Raw genomic sequence first — 23,194 nt, forward strand, 5'->3', positions numbered from 1 at the left:
GCTCCTGCAAGGTGGTCCAGCGCCCGGCCGACTCCTTGCGGCACGGGGTTCGCTCACCCTCACCGCGGTGTCGCCATCGACACAAGGACGACTTTGCGCATCTGCACAAGTCAGAAGCCCGTCGAGGAGAGCCGATCCAAACGGCACACCTGGTCGGGGCCGATGGTGGGCGCATCCCGGCGCGCCGCTCGTTCGGGGTCGGACGCGCTTACGGGCCCAACAGAGGACGATCGCCGAATAGCCGTGTGAGCTCTCCTGGGCGACCTGCCGAACCTCGATCGATCCGTCCAGCGGCCCGAACTCCGGCCGCAGCACAGCCCTGAGGTCGTGTTCATCGACATCAGCGCTGGGAAACGTCCTTCCGGCGACGAGGTAACCGCGACATCGGCGCAGGGCCGCCGTGACGAAGAGCCCCCCGGGCTGGACCAGGCCCGTGATGTGTCGCATGAAGAGTTGCCAGGTGGGCCGGTCGTCGGTGGCGGAGTCCGCACAGTAGGCACTGACCACCGTCGCGTACCGGCGGTCCACCGGGCGGGCTTGCCGGCCGTCCACCCGGATCAGTGCGGTGATCTTTCGCCGGGCGAGGTCCTCGCGAGCGGCCACGTCCCCGTCGGTCGGGCAGCTGATCCCCTCGCACCGCAGGGTGTGGCGGACGAACGGCCGCCAGTCGTGGGCGTCGGATTCGCGGTCGATCCACCGCTGGATCACGCCGCCGGGTGTGGCGCCGATCTACGCCGGGTTCAGGGGCTCGCCGGGGACCTGTCCGGCCGTACCATCTCCCGGTGATCCTCTCCCGCCGACGGCTGGTCGTCGCGTCCGTTCTCCTGGTGTTGGAGGCGGTGGCGTTCGGGCTGTTCGTGACCGAGTCCGCGACGGGTGCTATCGCCGCCGTCGGCATCACCTGCGTGTCGTTGTGGGTGCACATCGTCCTGCACGAGTGCGGGCACCTCGTCGTGGCCAAGCTGCTGCGTCTGCCGGTCACCGCGGTTCGCATCGCACCCTTCGGCGGGTGGCGCAACGAGGTGTCGGTCCGGCCGTCGCCGTCGGCGACCGCGTTGCCGCTGCGGATGGTGCTGTTCTATTTCGGTGGCCCGCTGGCGAACCTGTGCACTGCGACGGCGCTCGCTACCGCGGCAGGGTTGACGAGTTCGGCGTTGGCACGCCTCGCACTGTTCGGCGCGGCGCTCTTCGCCGTGCTGCTCGGGGTGGTCAACCTCATTCCCGGGACTTCCCCCCACAATGACGGCCGCAACCTGCTGCGCTGGCTGCTGGCGCCAACAGCCACCCGCGCCGCGCTACGGGCGGGCTACCACCAGGAGAGCGTTGCCGTGATGCAGGCGGCCGATTCGATGCCGGCCCTGTTGGCCCGGCACCGATGACGGACACCTGAGCGCGGGGACGATCCGCGGCACCGGTTCGGCCCGACAGATCGGCGCGTGGTGTCGGGGTCAGGCGCCGCGCGACGGCGCGCCGCGCAGCGAGCTGCTCGCGTTCACGCCGGCCTTGTCACTCACCCCGATGCCCAGCCGCTCGACCAGCTCCCCGCCCAGCCAGGCAGTCCCCAGGGACAAGATGATGCCCGCGAAGCTCAGGATCAGCGCCGCGGCGTTCGGTTCCCAGTTCTCCCGGGACAGACGCACCAGCCAGCTCACCGCGAACAGGATCACGACCACCAGGTTGCCGATGCCGTGCGCCGCGCCGATCCGTTTGGCCCGGGTGCCGGATGGGATGGCGCTCCAGTCGATGAGGCCGAACACGGCGGCGACCACGCCGCCGATGACACCCGCCGCGATGGTGTACGCGGCGGAGATCTGGAATCCGGTGCGGTCGGTGATCAGATAGAGGATGTCGAAGATGACCGACGTGGCGAGGAGCCCGAGCGGAAACACGATCAGCATGGGATGGATCGCGTGGCCCATCGCTTTGGCTCGACTTTCCACCACTACCTCCTGTCGGGGCGACAACCGCGCCCGCATACCCGGACCGGACGCCGATACACCTGACGGGACGGTTCGGTTCAGCGCTGTCGGAGCAGCCCCCGTGCGGCCATGTGGGCCCGTAACGTCTCGGCATCCTCGGCGGACATCAACCGGCGTGGGATCACGGTCGCCGGCATCCGGCCGACGTACACGATCCAGAACTCCGGGGTGTCCCTCACCTGGGCGACCCCGTCCCAGGCGATGCCACCGGACTCCGAGCCGCTGCGCATCATGATGTTGTCATCGGTGATGTCGTAGGCGCCCTCCACGGCGTAGCCGCTGGAGCGGCGCCGGGCGCGCAAGCGCACCCACGGCCAGTACAGCGTCGACAGCAGGCCACCCACGATCATCACGGTCCACAGCGGCGAAATCTGCTCGCCCCACGAGAGCGCCCGCGAGGCGGCCAACCCGATCGCCCCGACCGCCGCGAGGACCGCGCCGATGTAGCCGTACTTGCGCAGCCGGACGCTGCCGAGCGCAGCGGCCACCCGGCCCGGGTAGGCGGGATCGGCGGGGACGTCGAAACGGATGTGCACGCCAGAACGATAATGCCCCCTGGCAGCGCCTGACTCCCCTGGCCGATCGTCGGAGGCCATCCCTTGCGAAAATCCTTCCCGACGTTCAGGGATCGTCCGTTCGCAGCGGCTGATCGCAGGTGGCGGCACGGTTCAGTAGCAGTGTTCGCTCCCGCTCGTTGCGGGTCAGCGACGCCGCCCGCTCGAACTCCGCCCGCGCCTCGGCGTGCCGGCCCAGCTTGACCAGGAAGTCACCGCGCGCGCCGGGCAGCAGGTGGTAGTTCCGCATGGCCGGGAAGGCCATCAGCTGGTCCAGCAGCGCCAGCCCGGTCGCCGGCCCGAACGCCATGGACAGCGCCACCGCGCGGTTCAACTCGACCACCGGGGACGGCATCGCCTCGGCCAGACCCTCGTAGAGCCAGGCGATGCGCTTCCAGTCGGTGTCCTCGAAGCGCCGTGCCCGGGCGTGGCAGGCGGTGATGGCCGCCTGCAGCACGTACGGGCCGGGCTTGCCGTCGATCAGGGCCTCGGCACGCTCCAGCGCGGCCAAGCCACGGCGGATCAGCAGCTGATCCCAGCGGGCCCTGTCCTGGTCGCCCAGCAGGATCGGTTCGCCGCCCGGGCCGGTGCGGGCGGCCGACCGGGAGGCCTGGATCTCCATCAGCGCCACCAGGCCGTGCACCTCGGGCTCGCGCGGAGCCAGCCGGGCCAGGATCCGGCCCAGCCGCAGGGCCTCCTCGCACAGCGCCGGTCGCATCCACTCGTCGCCGGTGGTGGCCGAATAGCCCTCGTTGAAGATCAGGTAGATGACCTCGAGCACCGAGGAGAGCCGGGCCGCCAGCTCGTCGCCCTGCGGTACCTCGAACGGCACCTGGGCGTTGGCCAGGGTCTTCTTGGCCCGCACGATCCGTTGCGCGACGGTCGGTTCCGGCACCAGGAAGGCCCGGGCGATCTCGTCGGTGGTCAGGCCGCCGAGCAGCCGCAGGGTCAGCGCGGTGCGGGCCTCCGTGGACAGCACCGGATGGCAGGCCACGAACACCAGCCGCAGCAGGTCGTCACCGATGCCGTCGTCCTCGGCGACCATCGCGCCGACGTCCGGGGTGAATTTCTCGAGCTCCCGGCCGACCTGGTCGACCTTGCGCTTGAAGGTCTCGTTGCGCCGGATCTGGTCGATGGCCCGACGCTTGGCGGTGGTCATCAACCACGCGCCCGGATTACGCGGCACGCCCTCGGCCGGCCACTGCTCCAGCGCCGCGACCAGCGCGTCCTGCGCCAGTTCCTCGGCCACGCCGACGTCGCGGACGAGCCTGGTCAGTCCGGCGATGAGCCGGGGCGCCTCGATTCGCCAGGCAGCCTCGATCGCGCGGTGGGTGTCAGTGGCCACGGCCTCCGTCTACTCCACCGCGCGATCGGACGCAACAGTGCTCATGCCGCATGGGCGGGTTCGCTCCTGCGCCGAACCCGCCCATGCCAGGCCGCGCTGATCAGTTCGCGGCGACCTTCGCGCGCCGCTTCTGCACTGCCTCCTGCTGCTCGGCGGTGAAGTTCTCGCCGAAGTCCTCGGCGTGGAAGACCCGCCGGATCTCGATGTTGGTCTCCGCTCCCTCGCCCGGAGGCTGGATCGGGCAGCGCTTGAACCATTCGACGCACTCCTCGAGCGACTTCATCTCGACCAGGTAGTAGCCGGCGATCAGCTCCTTGGTCTCGGTGAACGGCCCGTCCACCACGGTCTTCTTGTCGCCGTCGAAGTAGACCCGGACGCCGTTGGCGCTGGACTGGAGGCCGCCGGCGTCCAGCAGCACGCCGGCGTCGACCATCTCCTGGATGAACGCGCCCATCGTGTCGAAATCCTCGGTGGCGGGCAGCACGCCGGCTTCGCTCGCCGCGGTGGCCTTGGTGATCACCATGAACCGCATCGCTGTCTCCTCGTGTCAGGGTGCCATCTCACCTACGCGTCGAACGGCGCTCGGCCCGCTCGACACCCTGCCAGAAGTTTTTTCCGCCGACCCGCTACGCCGCGCTCGGCGGTCGGCGGGTCGGCTCGTTGGCCGGCGGTGGCCCGCTGGCGTGGTGGCGTACGGAGCGCCACCGCGGGTACGAGCCGGGCGTGGCTGTGATCAGTGACTACGCACTTCTCGGCGACTGCCAGGGTGCGGCGTTGGTCTCCTCGGACGGGTCCGTGGACTGGTGGTGCCCGCCCCGGTTCGACGCGCCGAGCGTCTTCGCCCGTCTGCTCGGCTCTTGCGGCGGCTTCTGGTCGATCCGGCCGCTCGGGCCGTACACAACCTCCCGTCACTACCTCGAGGGGACCATGGTGCTCCGCACGGAGTTCCACACAGAAAGCGGCGTGCTGCGGTTGACGGACGCCCTCAGCCTCGGTGTCGGGGAACGCGGCCACCGAATCGGCTACACGTCCCCGCACGTCCTGTTACGGCAGGTCGAGGTCGTCGCCGGCGCGGTGGACGTGGCGGTCGAGATCGCCGCCCGGCCGGAGTACGGACTGGTCAGCCCCACGGTCGCCGAAACTCCGGTGGGGATCGAAATATCCGGAGGTGCCGACCGCCTGATCCTGGCCGCCGATCGTGATCTTGCCGTCGACGGTTCACTGGTGACCGGGCGATTCACTCTCGCGGCGGGCGACAGCGCCGTGTTCGCGCTACACCACCGCCGGGCCGCCGACCCGCCGTCCGTAACGATCGACGGGCGCGCCGCACTGCGGGAGACCGTCGCCGCCTGGCAGTCCTGGGACAACATCCACCAGGACTACCAGGGTGCCTACCGGCAGGAGGTCCGGCGCAGCGCCCTGGTCCTTCAGGCGTTGACCTACCAGCCGACCGGTGCGGTCATCGCGGCACCCACCACCTCGCTGCCGGAAGAGGTCGGCGGCACGGCGAACTGGGACTACCGCTTCGGCTGGCTCCGCGACGGCAGCTTCACCCTCAAGGCGCTGTGGGTCGCCGCCTGTCCCGACGAGGCGCACCGCTTCTTCAACTGGATGGCCGCCTCGATGGGGTCGGTGGACGCGGAGGACCACGTACCGATCATGTTCGGCGCGGGCGGCGAGCGGGACCTGACCGAACACACCCTGGAGCACCTCGAGGGCTACCAGGGCAGCCGACCGGTCCGGATCGGCAACGACGCCTGGCAGCAGAAGCAACTCGACGTCCTCGGCGAGATCCTGGAGTGCGCCTGGGTCCTGCGCGATGAACTCGCGGACCTGTCGCCCGCCGCCGCGGGCCTGCTGCGGTCACTGGCCGACCGGGCCGCCGACGCGTGGCGGGAGCCCGACGCCGGCATCTGGGAAGGCCGCGAGGGCGAACGGCACTACCTGACGTCGAAGCTGTTGTGCTGGGTGGCCCTGGACCGGGCGATCAAGCTGGCGCGAACCATGGACGCCCAGGCGCACGTCCCGCGGTGGTCGCAGGCCATGGAGCAGCTCTGCGCGGCGATCCTCACCGAAGGCTGGAGCGCCTCGGGCCGGACGTTCACCGGCGCGTTCGGGTCCGACCATCTCGACGCCGGTGTGCTCGCGATGGCGACCGTCGGGTTTCTCCCCGCCGACGACGACCGGGTCCTCGCCACCGTGGACGCCATCAGGCGTGAACTGGAAGTGGGGCAAGACGGGCTCTTGCAGCGCTGGACGGGGTCGGGGTTGGAGGGCGCCTTCATCATCTGCTCGTACGTACTGGTCGAGGCTCTGGCCCTGGCCGGGCAGGTCGACGAGGCCAAGCGGATCTTCGAGTGCGTCACCGCCCAGGCAAACGATCTTGGTCTGCTGTCGGAGGAGATCGACCACCGCGACGGCAGCCTGATCGGGAATTTTCCCCAGGCGCTGTCCCACATCGGTCTCATCAACGCCGCCTGGATCATCGATCAAGCCGAGTCCGGCACCAAACCGTAAGGCCTATGCCCGGCTGATCCCGTTCGGTTAGGGGAGCGTCATGCGGGTAGATGTGACAGCCACGGAGGGAGCGTGCTGATGACCGGACGCCTGACGGGCAGGACGGCCCTGATAACCGGCTCCGACTCGGGGATCGGGCAGGCCACCGCGATTGAATTCGGCCGGGAGGGTGCCGACGTGGTGGTGCACTACCTGCACGACCACGCGGGCGCGAACCAGACGAAGGCCGAAATTGAGCGGACCGGCCAGCGGGCTGTCGTGGTGCAGGGCGACATCAGCGTCGAGCACCAGGTGGAGGCGATGTTCGACGAGGCCCTTGCGGAGTTCGGCCGGCTGGACATTCTGATGAACGACGCGGGCGTGGACGCCTCCGGCATCCCGGTGGCCGACCTGGACACCGCGACCTGGGACCGGGCCATCCGCACCAACCTGTACGGGATGTTCTTCTGCTGCCGGCGGTTCATTCAGCACCGCCGCGACCAGGGCGGACACGGGAAGATCATCAACATCACCTCCGTCCATCAGGAGGTGGCCCGGGCCGGCGGCTCCGACTACGACGCCAGCAAGGGCGGCATGCTGGAGTTGGCCAAGAGCATCGCCCTGGAGGTCGCCCCGATGCACATGAACGTCAACAACATCGGACCCGGCATGGTGCTCACGCCGTTCAACCAGCAGGCGATCGACGACCCGAAATTCCTCGAAGAGCAGGTGCAGTCGATCCCGTGGAAGCGGGCCGCGCAGCCGGAAGAGATCGCCAAGCTCGCCGTCTTCCTGGCCAGCGACGACGCCGACTACGTCACCGGGTCGACGTACTTCATGGACGGCGGGCTGATGCAGAACCAGGGACAGGGCGCGTAGGCATCATCGGCCCGGCCCGATGAGGTGGAGCGATGCCTCCGGGCCCACCGCGCCGGCAAGCCAGAGCGGCGCGCTCACGGCAGCCCAGACGGCAAGCCGGAACGGCACCAGCCGCCGTGGATGACCCCGCAGCGCCGCGGCGACCACCAGCGGCCGCACCACCATCACCATCAGGTACGCGGCCGCGAACGGCAGCGCTCGCTCCTCCATGGCGCGTGGCAGCGTCACCGCCATCACCAGGCCGGCGAACATGGTGCCCACCACGACGGCCTGGATGATCGAACGCTCTGGTTCGTAACGGCTGGTGATCCAGGTGGTGTGCGACCAGATCAGCCAGAGTGCCAAAAAGAGCAGCAGCGTACGACCGAACCCCGCGACGAGCGCCCAGCCGGTGTCACCGCCCAGGTCGGCGAATCGTCGCGAGACCTGGGTGAGGGCCACGACGAAGGCCAGATCGAAGAAGAGCTCCAGGAACGTGGCGCGGCCCGCACTCGCCGGAGGGCGCAGCAGATCGGCACCGCGCCCCGCCGCCATCGTCCGCCTCCGTCCGCCCCTTGCCGCACCAACGAGTCGGCCACCAGCGGGGATGCGTCAACGGGTCACCGGGAACGCTGCCACGAATGAGATGGTTGTCAGCGAGATCCGGAAAGCCGGATGAATCGTCTACACACGGCGGTGGCCCACTAGACGGGACGAGTGGGCCACCGCCCGCGCGGTCATCGCGCGGCTTGCTCGGTAGTGGACGCGATCGGGGCGCCGCAGCGGCCTCGTTCCGGCGAACCGCGACGGGACGAGCGCGCCGTGCACCGTCAGCGGCCGTAAGTTTCCAGCAGCCGCAGCCACACCTCGCTGGCTGTCGGGTACGCGGGGACCGCGTGCCACAGTCGATCCAGCGGGACCTCGCCGACGATGGCGATCGTCGCGGCGTGGATCAGTTCCGCGACGTCCGGGCCGGCGAGGGTGCAGCCGACGATCACCTTGTGGTCCTCGTCGACGACCATGCGGGCGTGGCCCTTGTAGCCGTCGGCGTGCAGGGAGGATCCGGCGACGGCGCCCAGGTCGTAGTCCACGACCCGGACCCGCAGGCCGGCCGCCGCGGCCGCGGCCGCGGTCAGCCCCACCGAAGCGATCTCCGGGTCGGTGAAGACCACCTGCGGCACCGCACGCTCATCAGCCGTGGCCGCGTGCCGGCCCCACCGGCCGTCCTCGACCGTCTCACCCTTAGCCCGGGCCACGATCACGTCGCCCACCGCGCGCGCCTGGTACTTGCCCTGATGGGTCAGCAGCACCCGCCGGTTCACGTCGCCCGCGGCGTACAGCCACTCACCGCCGCCGACGACGCGCAGGGTGTCGTCGACCGCCAGCCAGGCACCCGGCGCCAGCCCGATGTTGTCCAGTCCGATGTCCTGGGTGTTCGGCGTACGACCGATCGCCACCAGAACCTCGTCGGCTTCGACCCGCTCGCCGTCGGCCGTCGCGATGTGGACGGTTCCGGTGTCGTCCCGGTTGACGGAGACGGCCTCCGCGCCGACGCGTACCGACACACCGGCCTCGAGCAACGACTCCTTGACCAACTCACCCGCGAACGGCTCCACCGATGGCAACAGACCGTCACGGGCCAGCACCGTCACCGACGACCCCAGGGCGGCGAACGCTGTCGCCATCTCGGCCGCCACCACGCCACCACCGATGATGGCGAGACGGCGGGGAACCGACCCGGCCGAGGCGGCCTCGCGGCTGGTCCACGGCGTCGCCTCCCGCAGGCCGGGGATGTCCGGCAGCAGAGCGCTGCTTCCGGTCGCGACGACCACCGCGTGCCGGGCGGTCAGCCGCGTCGTGGCACCGTCGACGCCGGTCACGTCGACGACCCGGGCGGAAGAGATCCGTCCCTGGCCGCGGTGCAGCGCGATCCCGGCCGACTCGAGCCAGGACACCTGCCCGTCGTCTTTCCAGTGCGATGCGAAGGAGTCCCGGCGGCCCAGCACCGCCGCCACGTCCAGGTCACCCGTCACCGCCTCGCGGGCGCCCGGCACCTGCCGCGTCGCCCGCAGCGCGGACGCACTACGCAGCAACGCCTTGGTCGGCATACACGCCCAGTACGAGCACTCGCCGCCGACCAGTTCCCGCTCCACGATGGCGGCGGTCAGGCCTCCCTGCGCCACCCGGTCGGCGACGTTCTCCCCGACCGGGCCCGCACCGATCACGACGACGTCGTACTCGAAGGAGGTCATGTCAGTTGCCCTTCGCGCTGCGGACGAGACGGAACGCGGCGATGAGGAAGAAGATGGCGCCGGGGATGGCGTAACCGGCCGCGTTTGTCAGCGACGGGTTCTCCGCGGAAGCGGCGGCGATGAAGGACCCACCGGCCAGCACCGAGATGCCTCCGCTGAAAATCATCGGCCACTGCCCGCCCATCCTGCGACGAGTGACGCCCACGATCAGCTGAACCAGCCCGGCCACGACCGCCCAGGCACCCCACACCCGCAGCACCGCCGGAATACCGGACGCGCTGGCGACACCCACGCCGACGGCGGTGATCAGGCTGACCGCGATGTTCACGTACAGCAGGGTCGGCGAGCCGGTGGCCCGCGACGAGCGAAGATCGTAGATGGCGGCGCCCACGTCGAAGAGCGGGTAGAGCACGAAGAGCACCACCGTGAGCGGACCGATCTCCTTGGCGGTCGCGATCGTCACGAGTGCCCACACGATGGCGAACGCGAAGCGGGTGAAGTACAGCCGCCGCAGTGCGGACGCGGTCTGGGAGATGCCGGGCGAAGCAGCAATGGTGGTCACGGTGACCCTTTCAGTGGAGTGGCTCAGAGAGACAGAACGTTCTACCTAAGCCAGGATGGCGACCGCAGCCCGCCTTGTCAAGACCGAACGTTCTATTCGCTAAGATGGGTGTATGGCGCGCACCGAACCCGCTACCCGGCCCTCTGAGGCGCGACTCCGGCTCCTCAGCACGGCAACCAGGATCTTCTACGCGGAGGGCATCCACTCCGTCGGCGTTGACCGGATCATCGCCGAGGCCAAAGTGACCCGAGCCACCTTTTACCGCCACTTCCCCAGCAAGGAAGACCTCATTCTCGCCTACCTGCGTGAAGTCCATGAGATGGATCGCCGGGCGATCGACGCGGCCATCGCCACAAACCCAGCCTCGCGCGAACCCCTGCTGGCCATCGCCGACTCCATCGCCCAGAACATCCAGTCCCCCGGGTTCCGCGGATGCGCCTTCCTGAACGCCGCGGCGGAATATCCCGACACCGACCATCCCGTGCGCCAGGAGATCATCGCTCACCGGCAATGGTTCCTGGACACGCTCACCACGCTGATGGCGCAGGTTCACGAGGAAACAGCTGATCCCGCCGCGCGCCACTTCGTCATGCTCCGCGACGGCGCCATGGCAGCCGGATGCCTTTTCGACCCCGCGTTGGTGTCCGAGACCTTCCTCCGCGGGGTCGAAGGACTCCTGCGGATCAATGCCGAGCGCCAGTCGACCGAATCCACCCGCTAGTACCACGACAGCGCGGTGTGCGGAGCCGCCACGGTTGCGGTCGCGTCACGCAAGGGCCGCGGGCAGGGCGACGATGGCGAAACGGACTACGCGTCCGAGCAGGCAGGCGATGGCGAACTCCCAGTGTCGCAGGCCGGCGGTTCCGGCGGCGATGCTGACCAGGGCGAGTGGCGGGACGCCGACGAGGGCGGAGAGCAGCACCGTCGGCAGACCGGTGCGGCGGTGCGAGAGCCAGCGCCGGACGGGCTCGGCCCACCGGGCGGTCCTGGCAGCCACGCGCCCTGATCGGCTACGTCGTGCGAGCCTCCGGGCCAACCGGCCCGTTCCTCGACGAGCGGCTTCGAACAGCAGCAGCTTCCCTGCGGTCTGCCCGACCGCGAGAGCGATCACGGCGATCACGGCGTACCCGCCCGAATGCCCGGCGACCACGGCGTAGGCCTCCGCGTTGACGACCGGGACGAGGGCCGAAGCGAAACCGTATCCGAGCGCGGCCGCGGCCTCCACGACACCGCTCATGCCCGGCCGTCCCGGGCGAGCAGCCTGGCTACCGCCACGGCGGACCACGCCTTAACCGCAAGGACGGCCAGTGCCACAGTCACTGCCACCGAGTATTGGCCGAATGCCACGGCACCGATGACGCCGGCGGTGTTTACCGCCTTCGCCAGCGGCGACCAGTTCAATGCCCAGACGCGCCGGTCTACAACATGGAAGTAGTTCGGACTGCTCACCGGCCAGCACAGGAACACGAGCGACAGCATTGTGTCCAGGACCATGAACGATGGCAGAAACACCACGGCGACCAGCGATACATCGGGCACCAGGGCGACCAGGCCCATACAGAGAACGGCAGTGCATGCCCGGTCGCTCACGATGTCCAGGACGGCACCGGCCCGGGTCTCCTGGCCGAGCCACCGCGCGCAGAGGCCGTCGAGCATGTCACCGAGCCAATAGATGCCGTACGCCACAGCGATCAGGGCGACAGAACCGGAGACGAGGGCGACGATGCCGAGTGTGACGGCGGCGAGCGTCCGGATGATGGTGATGTAGTTGGGGATGGTGAGGAGCGGGCCGATCCGCAGGACGGGCCGGGAGTCAACGAGAGTCACCCCCGCAGCGTCCGGTTCCGGGGCCGTCCGACGGAACGTACCGGGGTGCCGACCTCGGCGCGGCCGTGGTACCGGGGTGCCGGTTGAGCTGGTACCTGGGTACCTGGCTGACCCAAGGCGGATCATCGAGACTGTGCAGGTGGTTACCGCAATCGGGCAGTGGGCGCGCGGCGTCGAAGGAGTGCGCCGGCTCGCCTACGTGGCGACGGGTTTGATAGTCGCAGTCGTGGTCGCGACGGTCGACGAGGACCTGCTCGTACCGGCCGGTTGGGTGTGGGTGGTGTTGCCCACCGCCCTGACGGCCATGGCCCTACCTCCCCGCCCTCGGTCTTTGGTCTTCGCGGTCTGCGCCGGGTTCGTGGCGATAGTGAGCACCGGTGAGTCGGTCCAGTTGGGCGTGGCGGCGGCCGGCTTCGTATTCGTCTCGACCTGCGAGGATCCTGCCCGCCGGCCATGGCTGGGATGGGCGGCTGGTCTGGCCGGTGCCGCCGGTGCCTTCGCCATCGCCCTGCTGAACCACCGCGGGATCTACGCACAGCCCTTCGTTTTCGTGGCGGCCGGCTATCTCCTTGCCGTACTCCTGCGCTCGTGGTCGCGCGGCAAGGCCCTCACCCGGGAGACGACCGAGCTACGTGACCAGGCTGCCTGGCTCGAACAGCGCACCAACCTGGCCCGCGAATTGCACGACGTGGTCGGTCACCACGTCACCGCGATGGTGGTCCAGGCCGAGGCCGGACAGTTCAGCAGCGACCCGGCAGTGGCGCTGCGGGCAATCGCGAACAGCGGCCGCACCGCCCTGCGCGAGCTCGACACGCTGGTCGTGCATCTACGCAACCCGGACGCACCCGTGGTCGTGAGTGCTCCGCCGCGGTTGTCCGACATCGACGAACTGCTCGCCGAACCGTTGCGCCAGCAGGGCGTGGCGGTGCACGTTCGCCTCGACGCCGAGCCGGGACTCGACGAGGTGAGTGTGTTGGCGGCATACCGCATCGCTCAGGAGGCGATCACCAACATCGCCCGCCACGCGCACGCCACAACCGCCTGGGTTGAGCTGGTCCGCGTCGGCGGCCATGCCCGGCTGCGGGTGAGCGACAACGGGATCGGTCCGCCTCAGGCCGTGACGCGCGGCTCCGGACTGCTCGGCATCGAGGAACGCGCGCGGGCGCTCGGCGGCAGCTCTCTTCTGAACCGGCGCCCCGGCGGCGGAACTGTGCTGGAGGCCATCCTGCCGGTGGCGAAGCCATGATCCGTGTCGTGATCGCCGACGACCAGCATCTGGTCCGCGACGGCTTCAGCCAGATTCTGCGTTCGCAGCCGGACATCCACGTCGCAGCCGAAGCCGCGGACGGGCGGCAGCTTCTCGATGCCGTGCGCCGCGATCCCCGCATCGACGTCGCCCTCGTCGACATCCGCATGCCGGTACTGGACGGCCTGCAAGCCACCCGGGAGCTGGCCGCGATTCCCCATGCCCCGGCCGTCATCATCGTCACTACCTTTGACGACGATGCGTACGTCCTGGACGCCATCGCCTCCGGAGCGCGTGGATTCCTCCTCAAACGCAGCACTGCCCACGACCTCCTGTCCGCCGTGCGCGCAGTCGCGGCCGGCGGCGCAATCCTCTCGGCCGAGATCACCGGCGCCGTTCTCGAACGTGTACGGTCGACCGGCCCGGCCACCCGTGTGGACCTCGCCGCCTACCAGCTGACCGCGCGCGAGACCGATGTGCTCACGTTGATCGGCGCCGGGCTCAACAATGACGAGATCGCGCGAAGTCTCCATCTGTCAATGAGCACGGTCAAAACCCACGTCGCGAACGTGCTGGCAAAGACCGGCAGCCGCGACCGCGTGCGAGCCGCCATCCTGGCCATCCAGGCTGGCCTTTCATGATGAAAACGCCCAGGCCGCGCTGTACCCCCGCCCGCGCTCGTGGCAACAACCAGGCAGGCGCCCTCAGCGCTGCCGTTTGCCGAGTTTGCCGGGCTCGTAGCTGTAGAGCCAGGCGGTGGCCTTCTCGTAGAACAGCGGCACGAACATGCGCATACTGGAGTACCTACGCGACCGCCACCACCCGTTGCCCGGCGACCCGCAGCTGGTCGCCCCAGCCATCGGCGCGATGCTCTCCACCCTCAACTACGCGACGCCGGCCACCGATCAGCCGGCCCGCGACGACGACACAACCATCGACACCCTCACCGACCTGCTGCTTCACGGGCTGACCGGGCGACGCAACAGCGCGATCTAGGTCCAGGGCCTAAACCCTGGCCGGACAGCGTCGCCCTGCGGCTCGGCCGAACTCGTCGTAGACGGTGTCGGTGACGACCCGGGAGCCGCTACCGCTCTGCCGCGGCCGTAGTGGCCGTCGAAGATCTGGTACGAGGTCATGTAGCTGGCACAGCGCTGTGACATATTGCCCACACCCAGGGGTCAGCGAATCCGACAGCCGATACCTAAAGTCGGGCCATGAGCACCGACAAGGGCGTGCGGGTCTGGCTCCGCCGGCAGGGAGCTGAACAGATCACCCATCCCGGGGGCAACCTGTATGCCCACCTATGTCGAGTCAGCGAACGACTCGCCGTGCTTGGCTGCAGCAGTGAAGTGCGATCCGCGGGCCTTACCCACGCCGTCTACGGCACCGACGGGTTCGACCTCGCCCTGCTCGATTGGGCCGATCGTGCTGTGCTGCGGGATCTCGTCGGTGCCGACGCCGAAGACCTTGTCTATCTGTATGGCGCCTGCGACCGTGGACGCAGCTGGCGGGATCTGGCAAAGACCGGCCAGGTGTTCGACCGCTTTGCACGTCAGCTGAGAACGCCGAGTCCGGCTCAACTTCGCTCGCTCATGGACCTGAGCATCGTCAACGAACTGGACGTCCTCGAGCACGATCCCGCGGTGGCGGACCGGCACGGTACCTACTTCCGGGAACTGTTCGCCTCTTGGGCCCCGCTAGCCTCTGAGCAGGTCATCCGCGATGCGCAGCGGGTCTTGCGGCCGTGACACCGGAACGGTCGGCAGGGCCCGGTTCGAAAGCACGCATCCCCGGTCGCGTACGTGTGCGAGCCGTCTACCCCGGCAGCTTTGATCCCTTTACTCCCGGGCATTTGAATGTGGTGAACCGGGCGCGCGACCTCTTCGACGAGGTGGTCGTGCTCGTCGCGGTCAACAGCATCAAGCATCCGGGCACCGACGAAGTGGAGCGAGCGGCCGCTGTTCGGGCCATTCTGCCGGTCGATTGGGCCTCCGTCACCGTTGCGGCCTGGAGCGGGTTGACCTCCGCCTACTGCCGTCGCCATGACATAGGAGTGATCGTCCGCGGCGTGCGTAACACCACCGACCTTCGAACCGAGTATCAGCTCGCCGCGATGAACCAGTCGCTGGGTGTCCCCACGGTATTTCTGCCCGCGCAGCCCGAACTGGCCGTGGTGTCTTCGACCGCGGTGCGCACGCTGAGAAGTGACCTACGTCCGCGAGCCGTTGACTGCCGGACATTGGCGAACCCCTAATCGGACCGCCGCCGCATAATTCTTGAGACTGCCCCGTCAGGATCAAGTGACGTAGAACCGCACTTGGAATCCGCCGCCTGCGTCCTCGGGCGCCGGCGTTACCTTCAAACGGAGAGTCGACTCCTGGCCGGCGGCCGACTCCTCCGCCTGTTGCAAGGGCGAAGCCTGGAGGGACGCTGCCGCGCGCCAGCCGGGTTCCCGCGCTGATTCCGGTCACGCCGCCCGCGTCGCCGTACGCACGGCGGTGACTCAGTGGCCACGGAACGCCTCCTCCAGCCACCATGAGCCGCGCGCGGCGCTGACCTTGGCGTCGACCACCAGCGGCCGGGTGCGGGGACCAGCGAGCCAGTGGCTTACCGGCCCGAGATCGTCGACGGTCCGGACGGTCAGCCCGTCGCAGCCGTAACCCCGGGCGATCGCGGCCAGGTCGGTCTCGGGGAAGGTGACCGTCTCCAACGGGTACCCGTCCGGGCCGAAGTGGTGCACCTCGGCGCCGTACGCCGCGTCGTCGTAGATCACCACGAGGAGGGGCAGCGCCAGCCGGACGGCGGTGACCAGTTCGGTCGCGGACATGACGAAGCCACCGTCACCGACCGCGGCGACGGTGAGCCGGTCCGGCCGGGCGACCGCCGCGCCGAGCGCACTGGCCAGGCCGAGCCCGACCGACTGGAACGCCTGGGTGAAACAGAATCCGGCCACGTCCGGCACGTCGAGCCACATCGACGGGTAGCCCATGAAGTTGCCGGAGTCGACCACCACCGTCCGGTCGGGCGGCAGCAGGTCGTCCAGGGCGGCCGAGAGCGTTCTCGGGTCGATAGTCGTCGGGGCACCGGCCCACGCCGACCCACTCTCGTCCCGGTACGGGACCGTCCGCCACCGGCCGTGGTCGCGAATCCGTTGTGCCAATTCCGGCGTACGCCAGCCGCTGGTCCCGGCGTCCACGGACCCCGCGGAGCCGGCGCCCAGCCTTGCGAGCACCGCCTCGGCGACCGCCGTCACGTCGCCTGCCACCGTCAGGTCTACCGGGCGGTTAACCCCGAACGCGGACGGGTCGTGGTCCACCTGGACGACGACGGCGGACGGCGGGATCAGTTCGCCGTGCCGGGTGGTCCACATGTTCAGCGTGCTGCCCCACGCGACGACCAGGTCCGCCGAGCCGATCAGCTCGGCGGCGAGCGGGGTGGCGAAGCCGCCGGCCACGTCGATGTTCCACGGGTTCCCGGCGAACAGTCCCTTCGCCGCGGCCGAGACCGCGAGCAGCGCGCCGCACGCGTCGGCGAGCCGGGTCAGCGGTTCCCCGGCCGCCCGGGCGCCCCGACCCGCGATGAAAACCGGTCGACGTGCGGCCTGGAGCGCGGCCAGCAACGGCTCGACCTGCGGGGCGGTGGCCGGGGTCGGCGCGGCCGCGGGGACCGGACCGGACCACGGTTCGGTCACGGCGCTCTGCACCTCCAACGGGAGGCCCAGCACCACCGTCGCGCCCCGGGCGGCGGCCCGGTAGGCCGCGCTCGCGTCCTCGGCCACGTGCGTCGCGCGTACCCGGTGGAAGTCGGCCCCGACCGAGGCGGCGAGTGCCGGCAGGTCGATGAAGAAGTTCGACCGCGGCGCGGTCGCCTCCGGGGCCAGGACCACCATCGGGGTACGGCTCTTCGCGGCCTCGGTGAGGCCGGTCAGCGCGTTGGTGACGCCCGGACCCTGGTGCACCGAGAGCAGGCCCACCGTCGCGGAGGTGCGGGCGTACCCGTCCGCCATGCTCGCCGCGCCGCCCTCGTGGGCGGCCGCCACGAACCGGGCGCCGGCCGCCACAAGCGCGTTAGTGACATGGAAGTTGCCGCTGCCGACCACCCCGAATACGTACCGTGCGCCGTGTCCGTACAGAACCCGCCCGACCACCTCGGCTACCCGCATCTGTGGCCCGGTCCTACCGTTCGACAAGCGCGAGGACCCGGCACGGGCTGCCGGAACCGGAGACGATCGGCAGTGGTCCGGCGATCACCACCGCGCCGGTCGCCGGCAACTGCGCCAGGTTACGGAGCTGGGTCAGGCCGTACTTCTCCTGACCGAGCAGGAACGAGTGGCACGGGAACGGCGGGTCGAACGAATGCGCGGCGCCCGCGTCGGTGCCGACCGTCTCCACCCCGACGCCCTGGATCGGCGACTCCTCGGCCAGCCAGCGGGCGCACTCGACGGAGATGCCCGGGGTCCGTCCCGCGTTGGCGTACCGCTGCGGGTCGTCGCCGTACGCGTCCCAGCCGGTGCGGTAGAGCAGCCAGCCACCCGCGGGCAGGGCGCCGTGTTCCGCCTCCCACGCCTTGACGTGCTCGATCTCGAGCAGGAAGTCCGGGTCGTCGGCGGCGTCGGCGGCGTGGTCGATCACCACCGCCGGGGCGATCAACTGGCTCACCGGGACCTGCGACACGTCCGCGCCCTGTCGACCGGTGACCCAGTGCACCGGGGCGTCGAAGTGGGTGCCGGTGTGCTCGCCGGTGGAGAAGTTGTTCCAGTACCAGGCCGGACCGCGGTCGTCGTACCGGCTGATCTCGCTGAGCCGGAACGGCCAGGTCTGGCCGAACTGCTCGGGCAGACCCAGGATCGGGGTCTGGTCCGAGAGCGGAGCGGTGAGGTCGACGACCTGGATCCGGCCGCTGGAAAGAGCGGCGACAAATTCCTGCAGCACCGTCATGCGGCGACGGTACACCGCGCTCGTGCTCCACGATGGACCCTCGAACGGGGCGTGTCAGCGGCGCTCCCCGCGGTCACGCCCTTGACAACGCGGCGCCAGACAGGGGCGGCCACAGCCTGACAGAGCCGCACCGCGATCGGGCGTATCAGCCAAGCGGTGGTGCCCCGACGCTGTGCGGTGGTCAGCGGCGGAATGAAGTAGGCCGCCTCCCGAGTGCGTCACCGTCGGCGGCACCGACTTCGATGCCAGGAACACGCCCGACGGCCCGGACCACGCGGCGCCGCGCCCCAACGGCACGGCGCACCACGCCGGCACCGGCGTCTCGGCTGGCGCGTCAGGCCGGGCTTTACCGGGCGTCGACCGGTGCGCTCTGGGATTCGTTGAAGAGCGTGTCGCCCTGGTAGTAGGCGACCACCGGAGCGGCCAGTTCGGCATGGACGGTCTTCTTCAGCCGAGCGACACCGTTGTGCACGGGGGCCGACCCGAGGTGGGTGTCTCCCGCGTAGAAGTCGACCTTGCCGGAGGGGGGCCGAGGTGGTGGTGCTGACGGCGCCAACGGTCGCGGTGGCGGTGACCTTGGTGTTGTGCGAGGCGCCAGCGGGTGTCGCCGTGACGTCGAGGCCGGTCGTGGTGGCCCGGAACGTCAGGGTGCGCAGGTAGTGGTTCAGCAGCGGGCGCCAGACGTGCCAGGTGTGCACGCCGGCACGTTGCGCTCCTGGGTACTGGGGCTGGATCTGCCACGGGCTCGCGGGGTCGTCGTGCAGCACGCAGCGCGTTTCGCGAGGTCAGGCGTTGTTTGCACGTATGGGCCCGAAGAGACCCGAATCCCTAACCTCCTGATCCGCAACAGCTCCGAAACTACCGGTTGAAAAACCTGGAATTTTCTGCCAGCCTGAGAGCCATCGATCGACGTGAACGTTAACATGATCCGTCCAGCGATGGAGGCGCCTCACGCGACCGTCAGGCCCACCCACCTGCCAGGTGACCACGTCCACCACCCAGAGAGCCCAGCACCCGCCCACTCCCTCGGCGGTCGACCGGGCGCACTCATCGCAACCCTCCACCCGCTGGTCAGGTAGCCCGAGCCGACCCACCCTCGGGTGGACGCCTGACGTGAGCCCCGGCCCGGTCGAACGGACTCAGCATCGCGGCCGCCGCCATCTGAGCGCGGCCTCCCACTCGAACAGCGACAGAGATTTCCTCTCCCCCACTGGAGGATCAGCATGACATCCCGGACCCGTCCCACCGGGCGTACCCGACTACGAGCACTCACTCTTTCCGGAACTTTCGCGATAGTTGCGGCGCTGGTCGTGTCGCAGCTGCCCAATCTCGCCCAGGCCGCCGAGACGACCCTCGGTGCGGCCGCGGCCCAGTCTGGCCGGTACTTCGGTGCCGCCGTTGCCGCGAACAAGCTCAGCGACAGCGCCTACACGACGATCCTGAACCGCGAGTTCAACAGCGTCACTCCCGAGAACGAAATGAAGATCGACGCGACCGAGCCGCAGCAGAACAACTTCACCTTCGGCAACGCGGACCGGATCGTCAACCATGCCACCTCCCGGGGTTGGAAGGTCCGCGGCCACACCCTGGCCTGGCACTCGCAGCAGCCGGGCTGGATGCAGAGCATGGAGGGCACCGCGCTACGCAACGCGATGCTGAACCACGTCACGCGGGTGGCCACCTACTACCGGGGCAAGATCAACTCGTGGGATGTGGTGAACGAGGCGTTCGAGGACGGCAACAGTGGCGCCCGTCGTAACTCGAACCTGCAGCGCACCGGCAACGACTGGATCGAGGCGGCGTTCCGCGCCGCCGACGCGGCGGACCCGAACGCGAAGCTCTGCTACAACGACTACAACACCGACAACTGGACCTGGGCCAAGACCCAGGCCGTGTACAACATGGTGCGCGACTTCAAACAGCGTGGGGTGCCGATCGACTGCGTCGGGTTCCAGTCCCACTTCAACGCCAACTCGCCGTACAACAGCAACTACCGCACGACGCTGTCCAGCTTCGCCGCCCTCGGGGTGGACGTGCAGATCACCGAGTTGGACATCGAGGGCTCTGGCACGACGCAGGCCAACACCTACCGCAATGTGGTCAACGACTGCCTTGCCGTGGCCCGCTGCAACGGGGTCACCGTTTGGGGGGTGCGGGACTGCGACTCGTGGCGCTCTGGCGGCACTCCGCTGCTCTTCGAGTGCAACGGCAACAAGAAGGCCGCCTACACGGCCACACTGGAGGAGCTGAACAGCGCCACCCCCGGCCCCACGCCCACCACGCCGGGTCCCACCCCCACCGTGCCACCGGGCTCCGCCAGCGAGATCGTCGGCACGCAATCCGGCCGGTGCATCGACGTGCCGAACGCGGCAACCACCAACGGCACCCGGGTGCAGCTCTACGACTGCAACAAGCAAACCAACCAGGCCTGGACCTACACCTCAGGCAAACAACTACAGGTGTACGGCAACATGTGCCTCGACGCGGCGGGCTCCGGCAACGGCGCGGCAGTCCAGATCTACAGCTGCCACAGCCAAACCAACCAACAGTGGAACGTCAACTCCAACGGCACCATCAGCAGCGTGCAGTCCGGGCGATGCCTGGACGTCTGGAGCACCAGCAACGGAGCCCAGGTCCAGCTGTACGACTGCCACGGCCAGAGCAACCAGCAGTTCCGGCTCGCCTCCCTCGGCGGCCCCACCCAAACCCCGACGCCGACGCCGACGACACCGCCGCCGACCGGTGGCACGTGTGATCTTCCCTCCTCGTACCGCTGGTCGTCGACGGGCGCGCTGGCGCAGCCGAGGTCGGGATGGGTGTCGCTGAAGGACTTCACCCACGCCCCGTACAACGGCCAGCAGCTGGTCTACGCGACGACGCACGACACGGGCACGACGTGGGGCTCGATGAACTTCGGTCTCTTCTCGAACTGGAACCAGATGGGGTCGGCGTCGCAGAACCAGATGCCGTTCGCGGCGGTGGCGCCGTCGCTGTTCTACTTCGCGCCGCGCAACGTCTGGGTGTTGGCCTATCAGTGGGGTGGGCCGGCCTTCTCGTACCGGACGTCGACCGACCCGACCAATGTGAACAGTTGGTCGTCGGCGCAGACGCTGTTCACCGGAAGCATCTCCGACTCCGGGACCGGCCCGATCGACCAGGCACTCATCGGTGACGGCCAGAACATGTACCTGTTCTTCGCCGGGGACAACGGCAGGATCTACCGGGCCAGCATGCCGATCGGGAACTTCCCGGGCAGCTTCGGCTCCAACTACACGACGATCATGACCGACTCGACGAACAACCTGTTCGAAGGGGTTCAGGTCTACAAGCTGCAGGGCCAGAACCGGTACCTCATGCTCGTCGAGGCGATCGGCGCGAACGGGCGCTACTTCCGATCGTTCACGGCCACCAGCCTGGGCGGTACGTGGACGCCGCAGGCCACGTCCGAGAGCAACCCGTTCGCCGGTAAGGCCAACAGCGGCGCCACCTGGACCAACGACATCAGCCACGGCGAACTGATCCGCAGCAACGCCGATCAGACCATGACCGTTGACGCCTGCAACCTGCAACTGCTCTACCAGGGGCGTTCTCCCAGCTCCGGCGGCGACTACGGCCTCCTGCCGTACCGGCCTGGTCTGCTGACGCTGCAACGCTGACGACCGGACAGCACCGGGGCGGGCAGGCTCGACACAAGACCGAGCCCGCCCGCCCCGCACTCATCCATCACAGGAGGTACCGACAGTGCGAGGACATGCAGACCACCCCCCGCTCTCGGGGAATGCCCATGCTGACCGAGTGTCCCCCCGTTCGAGGGGACGGCTGTTCAAGCTCGCCGCGGCTGGGATCGCAGCCGCAGTCGGGCTGTTCACCGTCACCGTGGCGACCGGGTCAGCGTCGGCCGCCGACAACCCGTACCAGCGGGGCCCGGACCCCACCCGGACCAGCGTCACCGCCGAGAATGGCCCCTTCGCCAACACGTCGGTCAGCGTCCCGACCGGGTACGGCTTCAACGGCGGCAGGATCTACTACCCGACCGACACCAGCCAGGGCACCTTCGGGGCCATCGCGATCTCGCCGGGTTACACCGCGTTGTTCTCCGCGGAACTGGCCTGGATGGGACCGTGGCTGGCCTCCCACGGCTTCGTCGTGATCGGCATCGAGACCAACAGCCGCAACGACTTCGACACGGCCCGAGGCACACAGTTGCTCGCCGCACTGGACTACCTGACGCAGCAGAGCCCGATACGCGACCGCGTCGACCCCAACCGGTTGGCGGTCGCCGGTCACTCCATGGGCGGCGGTGGCGCGCTGAGCGCAGCCAGCCGGCGCTCGTCGTTGAGGGCAGTGGTCGGCATCGCGCCGTACTCGCCGTCGTCGAACCTGGCCAACGACCGGGTGCCCACAATGATCTTCTCCGGGCAGGCGGACACGGTGGTCACCCCGTCCTACGCCACCGGTCTGTACAACAGCCTCCCGGCCACCACCAAGAGCGTCTACCTGGAGGTCGCCGGTGCCGATCATGGGTTCATGGTCGGACGGTCGAACCCGGTGATGATCCGGACCATGCTGCCGTTCGTCAAGATGTTCATCGATAACGACGCGCGGTACAGCCAGTTCCTCTGCCCGCTGCTGGACTCCAGCGGCGTGGTCACCTACCGCAGCACCTGCCCGTTGCTGCCCTCGACGCCGACCACCCCGACGCCGACCCCCACCGATCCGCCGACGGTCCCACCCGGCTCCGCCAACGAGATCGTCGGCACGCAATCCGGCCGATGCGTCGACGTACCCAACGCCTCCCGCAACAACGGCACGCGGGTGCAGCTCTACGACTGCAACAAGCAGACCAACCAGGCATGGACCTACACCGCAACCAAACAACTACAGGTGTACGGCAACATGTGCCTCGACGCGGCGGGCTCCGGCAACGGCGCGGCAGTCCAGATCTACAGCTGCCACAGCCAAACCAACCAACAGTGGAACGTCAACTCCAACGGCACCATCAGCAGCGTGCAGTCCGGACGATGCCTGGACGCCTGGAGCACCACCAACGGAGCCCAGATCCAGCTCTACGACTGCCACGGACAAACCAACCAGCAATTCAGGCTCGTGTCCCTCGCACGGTGATCATGGCCGACTCG

At 69.0% G+C, this 23,194-nt stretch carries 23 protein-coding genes and 1 pseudogene; 11 read left to right on the top strand and 13 right to left on the bottom strand.

Annotated elements, in window-relative coordinates; all coding sequences use genetic code 11:
* Positions 1-321: 321 nt before the first annotated feature.
* Positions 322-708: pseudogene (locus GA0070607_RS33710) on the bottom strand (guanitoxin biosynthesis pre-guanitoxin forming N-methyltransferase GntF); the annotation flags it as partial.
* Positions 709-782: 74 nt separating this feature from the next.
* On the opposite strand from GA0070607_RS33710, the gene GA0070607_RS31665 reads away from it, so the two are divergent.
* Entirely contained in the window at positions 783-1,379 is a 597-nt protein-coding gene (locus GA0070607_RS31665; RefSeq protein WP_231930621.1) for a site-2 protease family protein, read from the top strand.
* A 69-nt stretch (positions 1,380-1,448) separates the two neighbouring features.
* Here GA0070607_RS31665 and GA0070607_RS31670 read toward each other — a convergent pair whose 3' ends face one another.
* From GA0070607_RS31670 to GA0070607_RS31685, 4 genes are all read right to left on the bottom strand, one after another.
* Positions 1,449-1,976: a DUF2231 domain-containing protein gene (locus tag GA0070607_RS31670; RefSeq protein WP_231930623.1), complete on the bottom strand. Its 528-nt coding sequence runs from the start codon at positions 1,974-1,976 to the stop codon at positions 1,449-1,451.
* A gap of 41 nt (positions 1,977-2,017) precedes the next feature.
* Positions 2,018-2,515: a YcxB family protein gene (locus GA0070607_RS31675; RefSeq protein ID WP_089021479.1), complete on the bottom strand. Its 498-nt coding sequence runs from the start codon at positions 2,513-2,515 to the stop codon at positions 2,018-2,020.
* An 85-nt stretch (positions 2,516-2,600) separates the two neighbouring features.
* Positions 2,601-3,878, bottom strand: a complete 1,278-nt coding sequence (locus GA0070607_RS31680; RefSeq protein ID WP_089021480.1) for an RNA polymerase sigma factor — start codon at positions 3,876-3,878, stop codon at positions 2,601-2,603.
* A gap of 100 nt (positions 3,879-3,978) precedes the next feature.
* Complete coding sequence (locus GA0070607_RS31685) at positions 3,979-4,410, bottom strand: YciI family protein (protein WP_089021481.1); 432 nt, start codon at positions 4,408-4,410, stop codon at positions 3,979-3,981.
* A gap of 191 nt (positions 4,411-4,601) precedes the next feature.
* Between GA0070607_RS31685 and GA0070607_RS31690 the strand changes: the two genes are divergently transcribed.
* Positions 4,602-6,395 (top strand): glycoside hydrolase family 15 protein, encoded by a 1,794-nt coding sequence (locus tag GA0070607_RS31690; protein ID WP_089021482.1) that lies wholly within the window; start codon positions 4,602-4,604, stop codon positions 6,393-6,395.
* A gap of 78 nt (positions 6,396-6,473) precedes the next feature.
* Positions 6,474-7,253: a glucose 1-dehydrogenase gene (locus GA0070607_RS31695; RefSeq protein WP_089022238.1), complete on the top strand. Its 780-nt coding sequence runs from the start codon at positions 6,474-6,476 to the stop codon at positions 7,251-7,253.
* A 3-nt stretch (positions 7,254-7,256) separates the two neighbouring features.
* On the opposite strand, the gene GA0070607_RS31700 is transcribed toward GA0070607_RS31695, so the two are convergent.
* The 3 genes from GA0070607_RS31700 to GA0070607_RS31710 all read right to left on the bottom strand — a co-directional run bounded on the left by GA0070607_RS31700 (position 7,257) and on the right by GA0070607_RS31710 (position 10,046).
* Positions 7,257-7,787 (bottom strand): low temperature requirement protein A, encoded by a 531-nt coding sequence (locus GA0070607_RS31700; protein ID WP_231930625.1) that lies wholly within the window; start codon positions 7,785-7,787, stop codon positions 7,257-7,259.
* A 275-nt stretch (positions 7,788-8,062) separates the two neighbouring features.
* The gene (locus GA0070607_RS31705) at positions 8,063-9,484 is read right to left on the bottom strand and encodes a dihydrolipoyl dehydrogenase family protein (RefSeq protein ID WP_089021483.1); all 1,422 of its coding nucleotides are present in this window, start codon (positions 9,482-9,484) and stop codon (positions 8,063-8,065) included.
* A 1-nt stretch (position 9,485) separates the two neighbouring features.
* Entirely contained in the window at positions 9,486-10,046 is a 561-nt protein-coding gene (locus tag GA0070607_RS31710; protein ID WP_089021484.1) for a hypothetical protein, read from the bottom strand.
* A gap of 112 nt (positions 10,047-10,158) precedes the next feature.
* On the opposite strand from GA0070607_RS31710, the gene GA0070607_RS31715 reads away from it, so the two are divergent.
* Positions 10,159-10,767: a TetR/AcrR family transcriptional regulator gene (locus GA0070607_RS31715; RefSeq protein ID WP_089021485.1), complete on the top strand. Its 609-nt coding sequence runs from the start codon at positions 10,159-10,161 to the stop codon at positions 10,765-10,767.
* A gap of 45 nt (positions 10,768-10,812) precedes the next feature.
* Here GA0070607_RS31715 and GA0070607_RS31720 read toward each other — a convergent pair whose 3' ends face one another.
* A complete protein-coding gene (locus GA0070607_RS31720; RefSeq protein WP_089021486.1) occupies positions 10,813-11,283 on the bottom strand; it encodes a VTT domain-containing protein in 471 nt (156 codons plus the stop codon).
* Entirely contained in the window at positions 11,280-11,873 is a 594-nt protein-coding gene (locus GA0070607_RS31725; RefSeq protein ID WP_089022239.1) for a CDP-alcohol phosphatidyltransferase family protein, read from the bottom strand. Before GA0070607_RS31725 ends, GA0070607_RS31720 begins: the two co-directional genes overlap by 4 nt.
* Positions 11,874-12,270: 397 nt before the next feature.
* On the opposite strand from GA0070607_RS31725, the gene GA0070607_RS31730 reads away from it, so the two are divergent.
* The 5 genes from GA0070607_RS31730 (at position 12,271) to coaD (ending at position 15,373) form a co-directional block, all read left to right on the top strand.
* Positions 12,271-13,119: a sensor histidine kinase gene (locus tag GA0070607_RS31730; protein WP_231931224.1), complete on the top strand. Its 849-nt coding sequence runs from the start codon at positions 12,271-12,273 to the stop codon at positions 13,117-13,119.
* 8 nt (positions 13,120-13,127) lie between these two features.
* On the top strand, positions 13,128-13,760 hold the full coding sequence (locus tag GA0070607_RS31735; RefSeq protein ID WP_331716439.1) for a response regulator transcription factor: 633 nt from the start codon (positions 13,128-13,130) through the stop codon (positions 13,758-13,760).
* A 145-nt stretch (positions 13,761-13,905) separates the two neighbouring features.
* Positions 13,906-14,115 carry a hypothetical protein gene (locus tag GA0070607_RS31740; RefSeq protein ID WP_089021489.1) on the top strand — a complete coding sequence of 70 codons (210 nt, stop codon included), beginning with the start codon at positions 13,906-13,908 and terminating at the stop codon, positions 14,113-14,115.
* A gap of 218 nt (positions 14,116-14,333) precedes the next feature.
* Entirely contained in the window at positions 14,334-14,867 is a 534-nt protein-coding gene (locus GA0070607_RS31745) for a DUF6817 domain-containing protein (RefSeq protein ID WP_089021490.1), read from the top strand.
* Positions 14,868-14,923: 56 nt separating this feature from the next.
* Complete coding sequence (gene coaD / locus GA0070607_RS31750) at positions 14,924-15,373, top strand: pantetheine-phosphate adenylyltransferase (protein WP_231930626.1); 450 nt, start codon at positions 14,924-14,926, stop codon at positions 15,371-15,373.
* Positions 15,374-15,622: 249 nt separating this feature from the next.
* Here coaD and GA0070607_RS31755 read toward each other — a convergent pair whose 3' ends face one another.
* From GA0070607_RS31755 to GA0070607_RS34010, 3 genes are all read right to left on the bottom strand, one after another.
* Positions 15,623-17,281, bottom strand: coding sequence for a thiamine pyrophosphate-binding protein (locus GA0070607_RS31755; RefSeq protein WP_089021491.1), 1,659 nt, complete (start codon positions 17,279-17,281; stop codon positions 15,623-15,625).
* Between the two features lie 13 nt (positions 17,282-17,294).
* Positions 17,295-18,056 carry a cyclase family protein gene (locus GA0070607_RS31760; RefSeq protein ID WP_089021492.1) on the bottom strand — a complete coding sequence of 254 codons (762 nt, stop codon included), beginning with the start codon at positions 18,054-18,056 and terminating at the stop codon, positions 17,295-17,297.
* Between the two features lie 346 nt (positions 18,057-18,402).
* The gene (locus GA0070607_RS34010; RefSeq protein ID WP_157743332.1) at positions 18,403-18,612 is read right to left on the bottom strand and encodes an Ig-like domain-containing protein; all 210 of its coding nucleotides are present in this window, start codon (positions 18,610-18,612) and stop codon (positions 18,403-18,405) included.
* Between the two features lie 667 nt (positions 18,613-19,279).
* On the opposite strand from GA0070607_RS34010, the gene GA0070607_RS31765 reads away from it, so the two are divergent.
* Positions 19,280-21,712: a non-reducing end alpha-L-arabinofuranosidase family hydrolase gene (locus tag GA0070607_RS31765; RefSeq protein WP_331716440.1), complete on the top strand. Its 2,433-nt coding sequence runs from the start codon at positions 19,280-19,282 to the stop codon at positions 21,710-21,712.
* A gap of 139 nt (positions 21,713-21,851) precedes the next feature.
* Entirely contained in the window at positions 21,852-23,180 is a 1,329-nt protein-coding gene (locus tag GA0070607_RS31770) for a poly(ethylene terephthalate) hydrolase family protein (RefSeq protein WP_172899142.1), read from the top strand.
* The last annotated feature ends 14 nt before the right edge of the window (positions 23,181-23,194 follow it).

It is taken from the genome of Micromonospora coriariae (assembly GCF_900091455.1).
Classification (GTDB): Bacteria; Actinomycetota; Actinomycetes; order Mycobacteriales; family Micromonosporaceae; genus Micromonospora; species Micromonospora coriariae.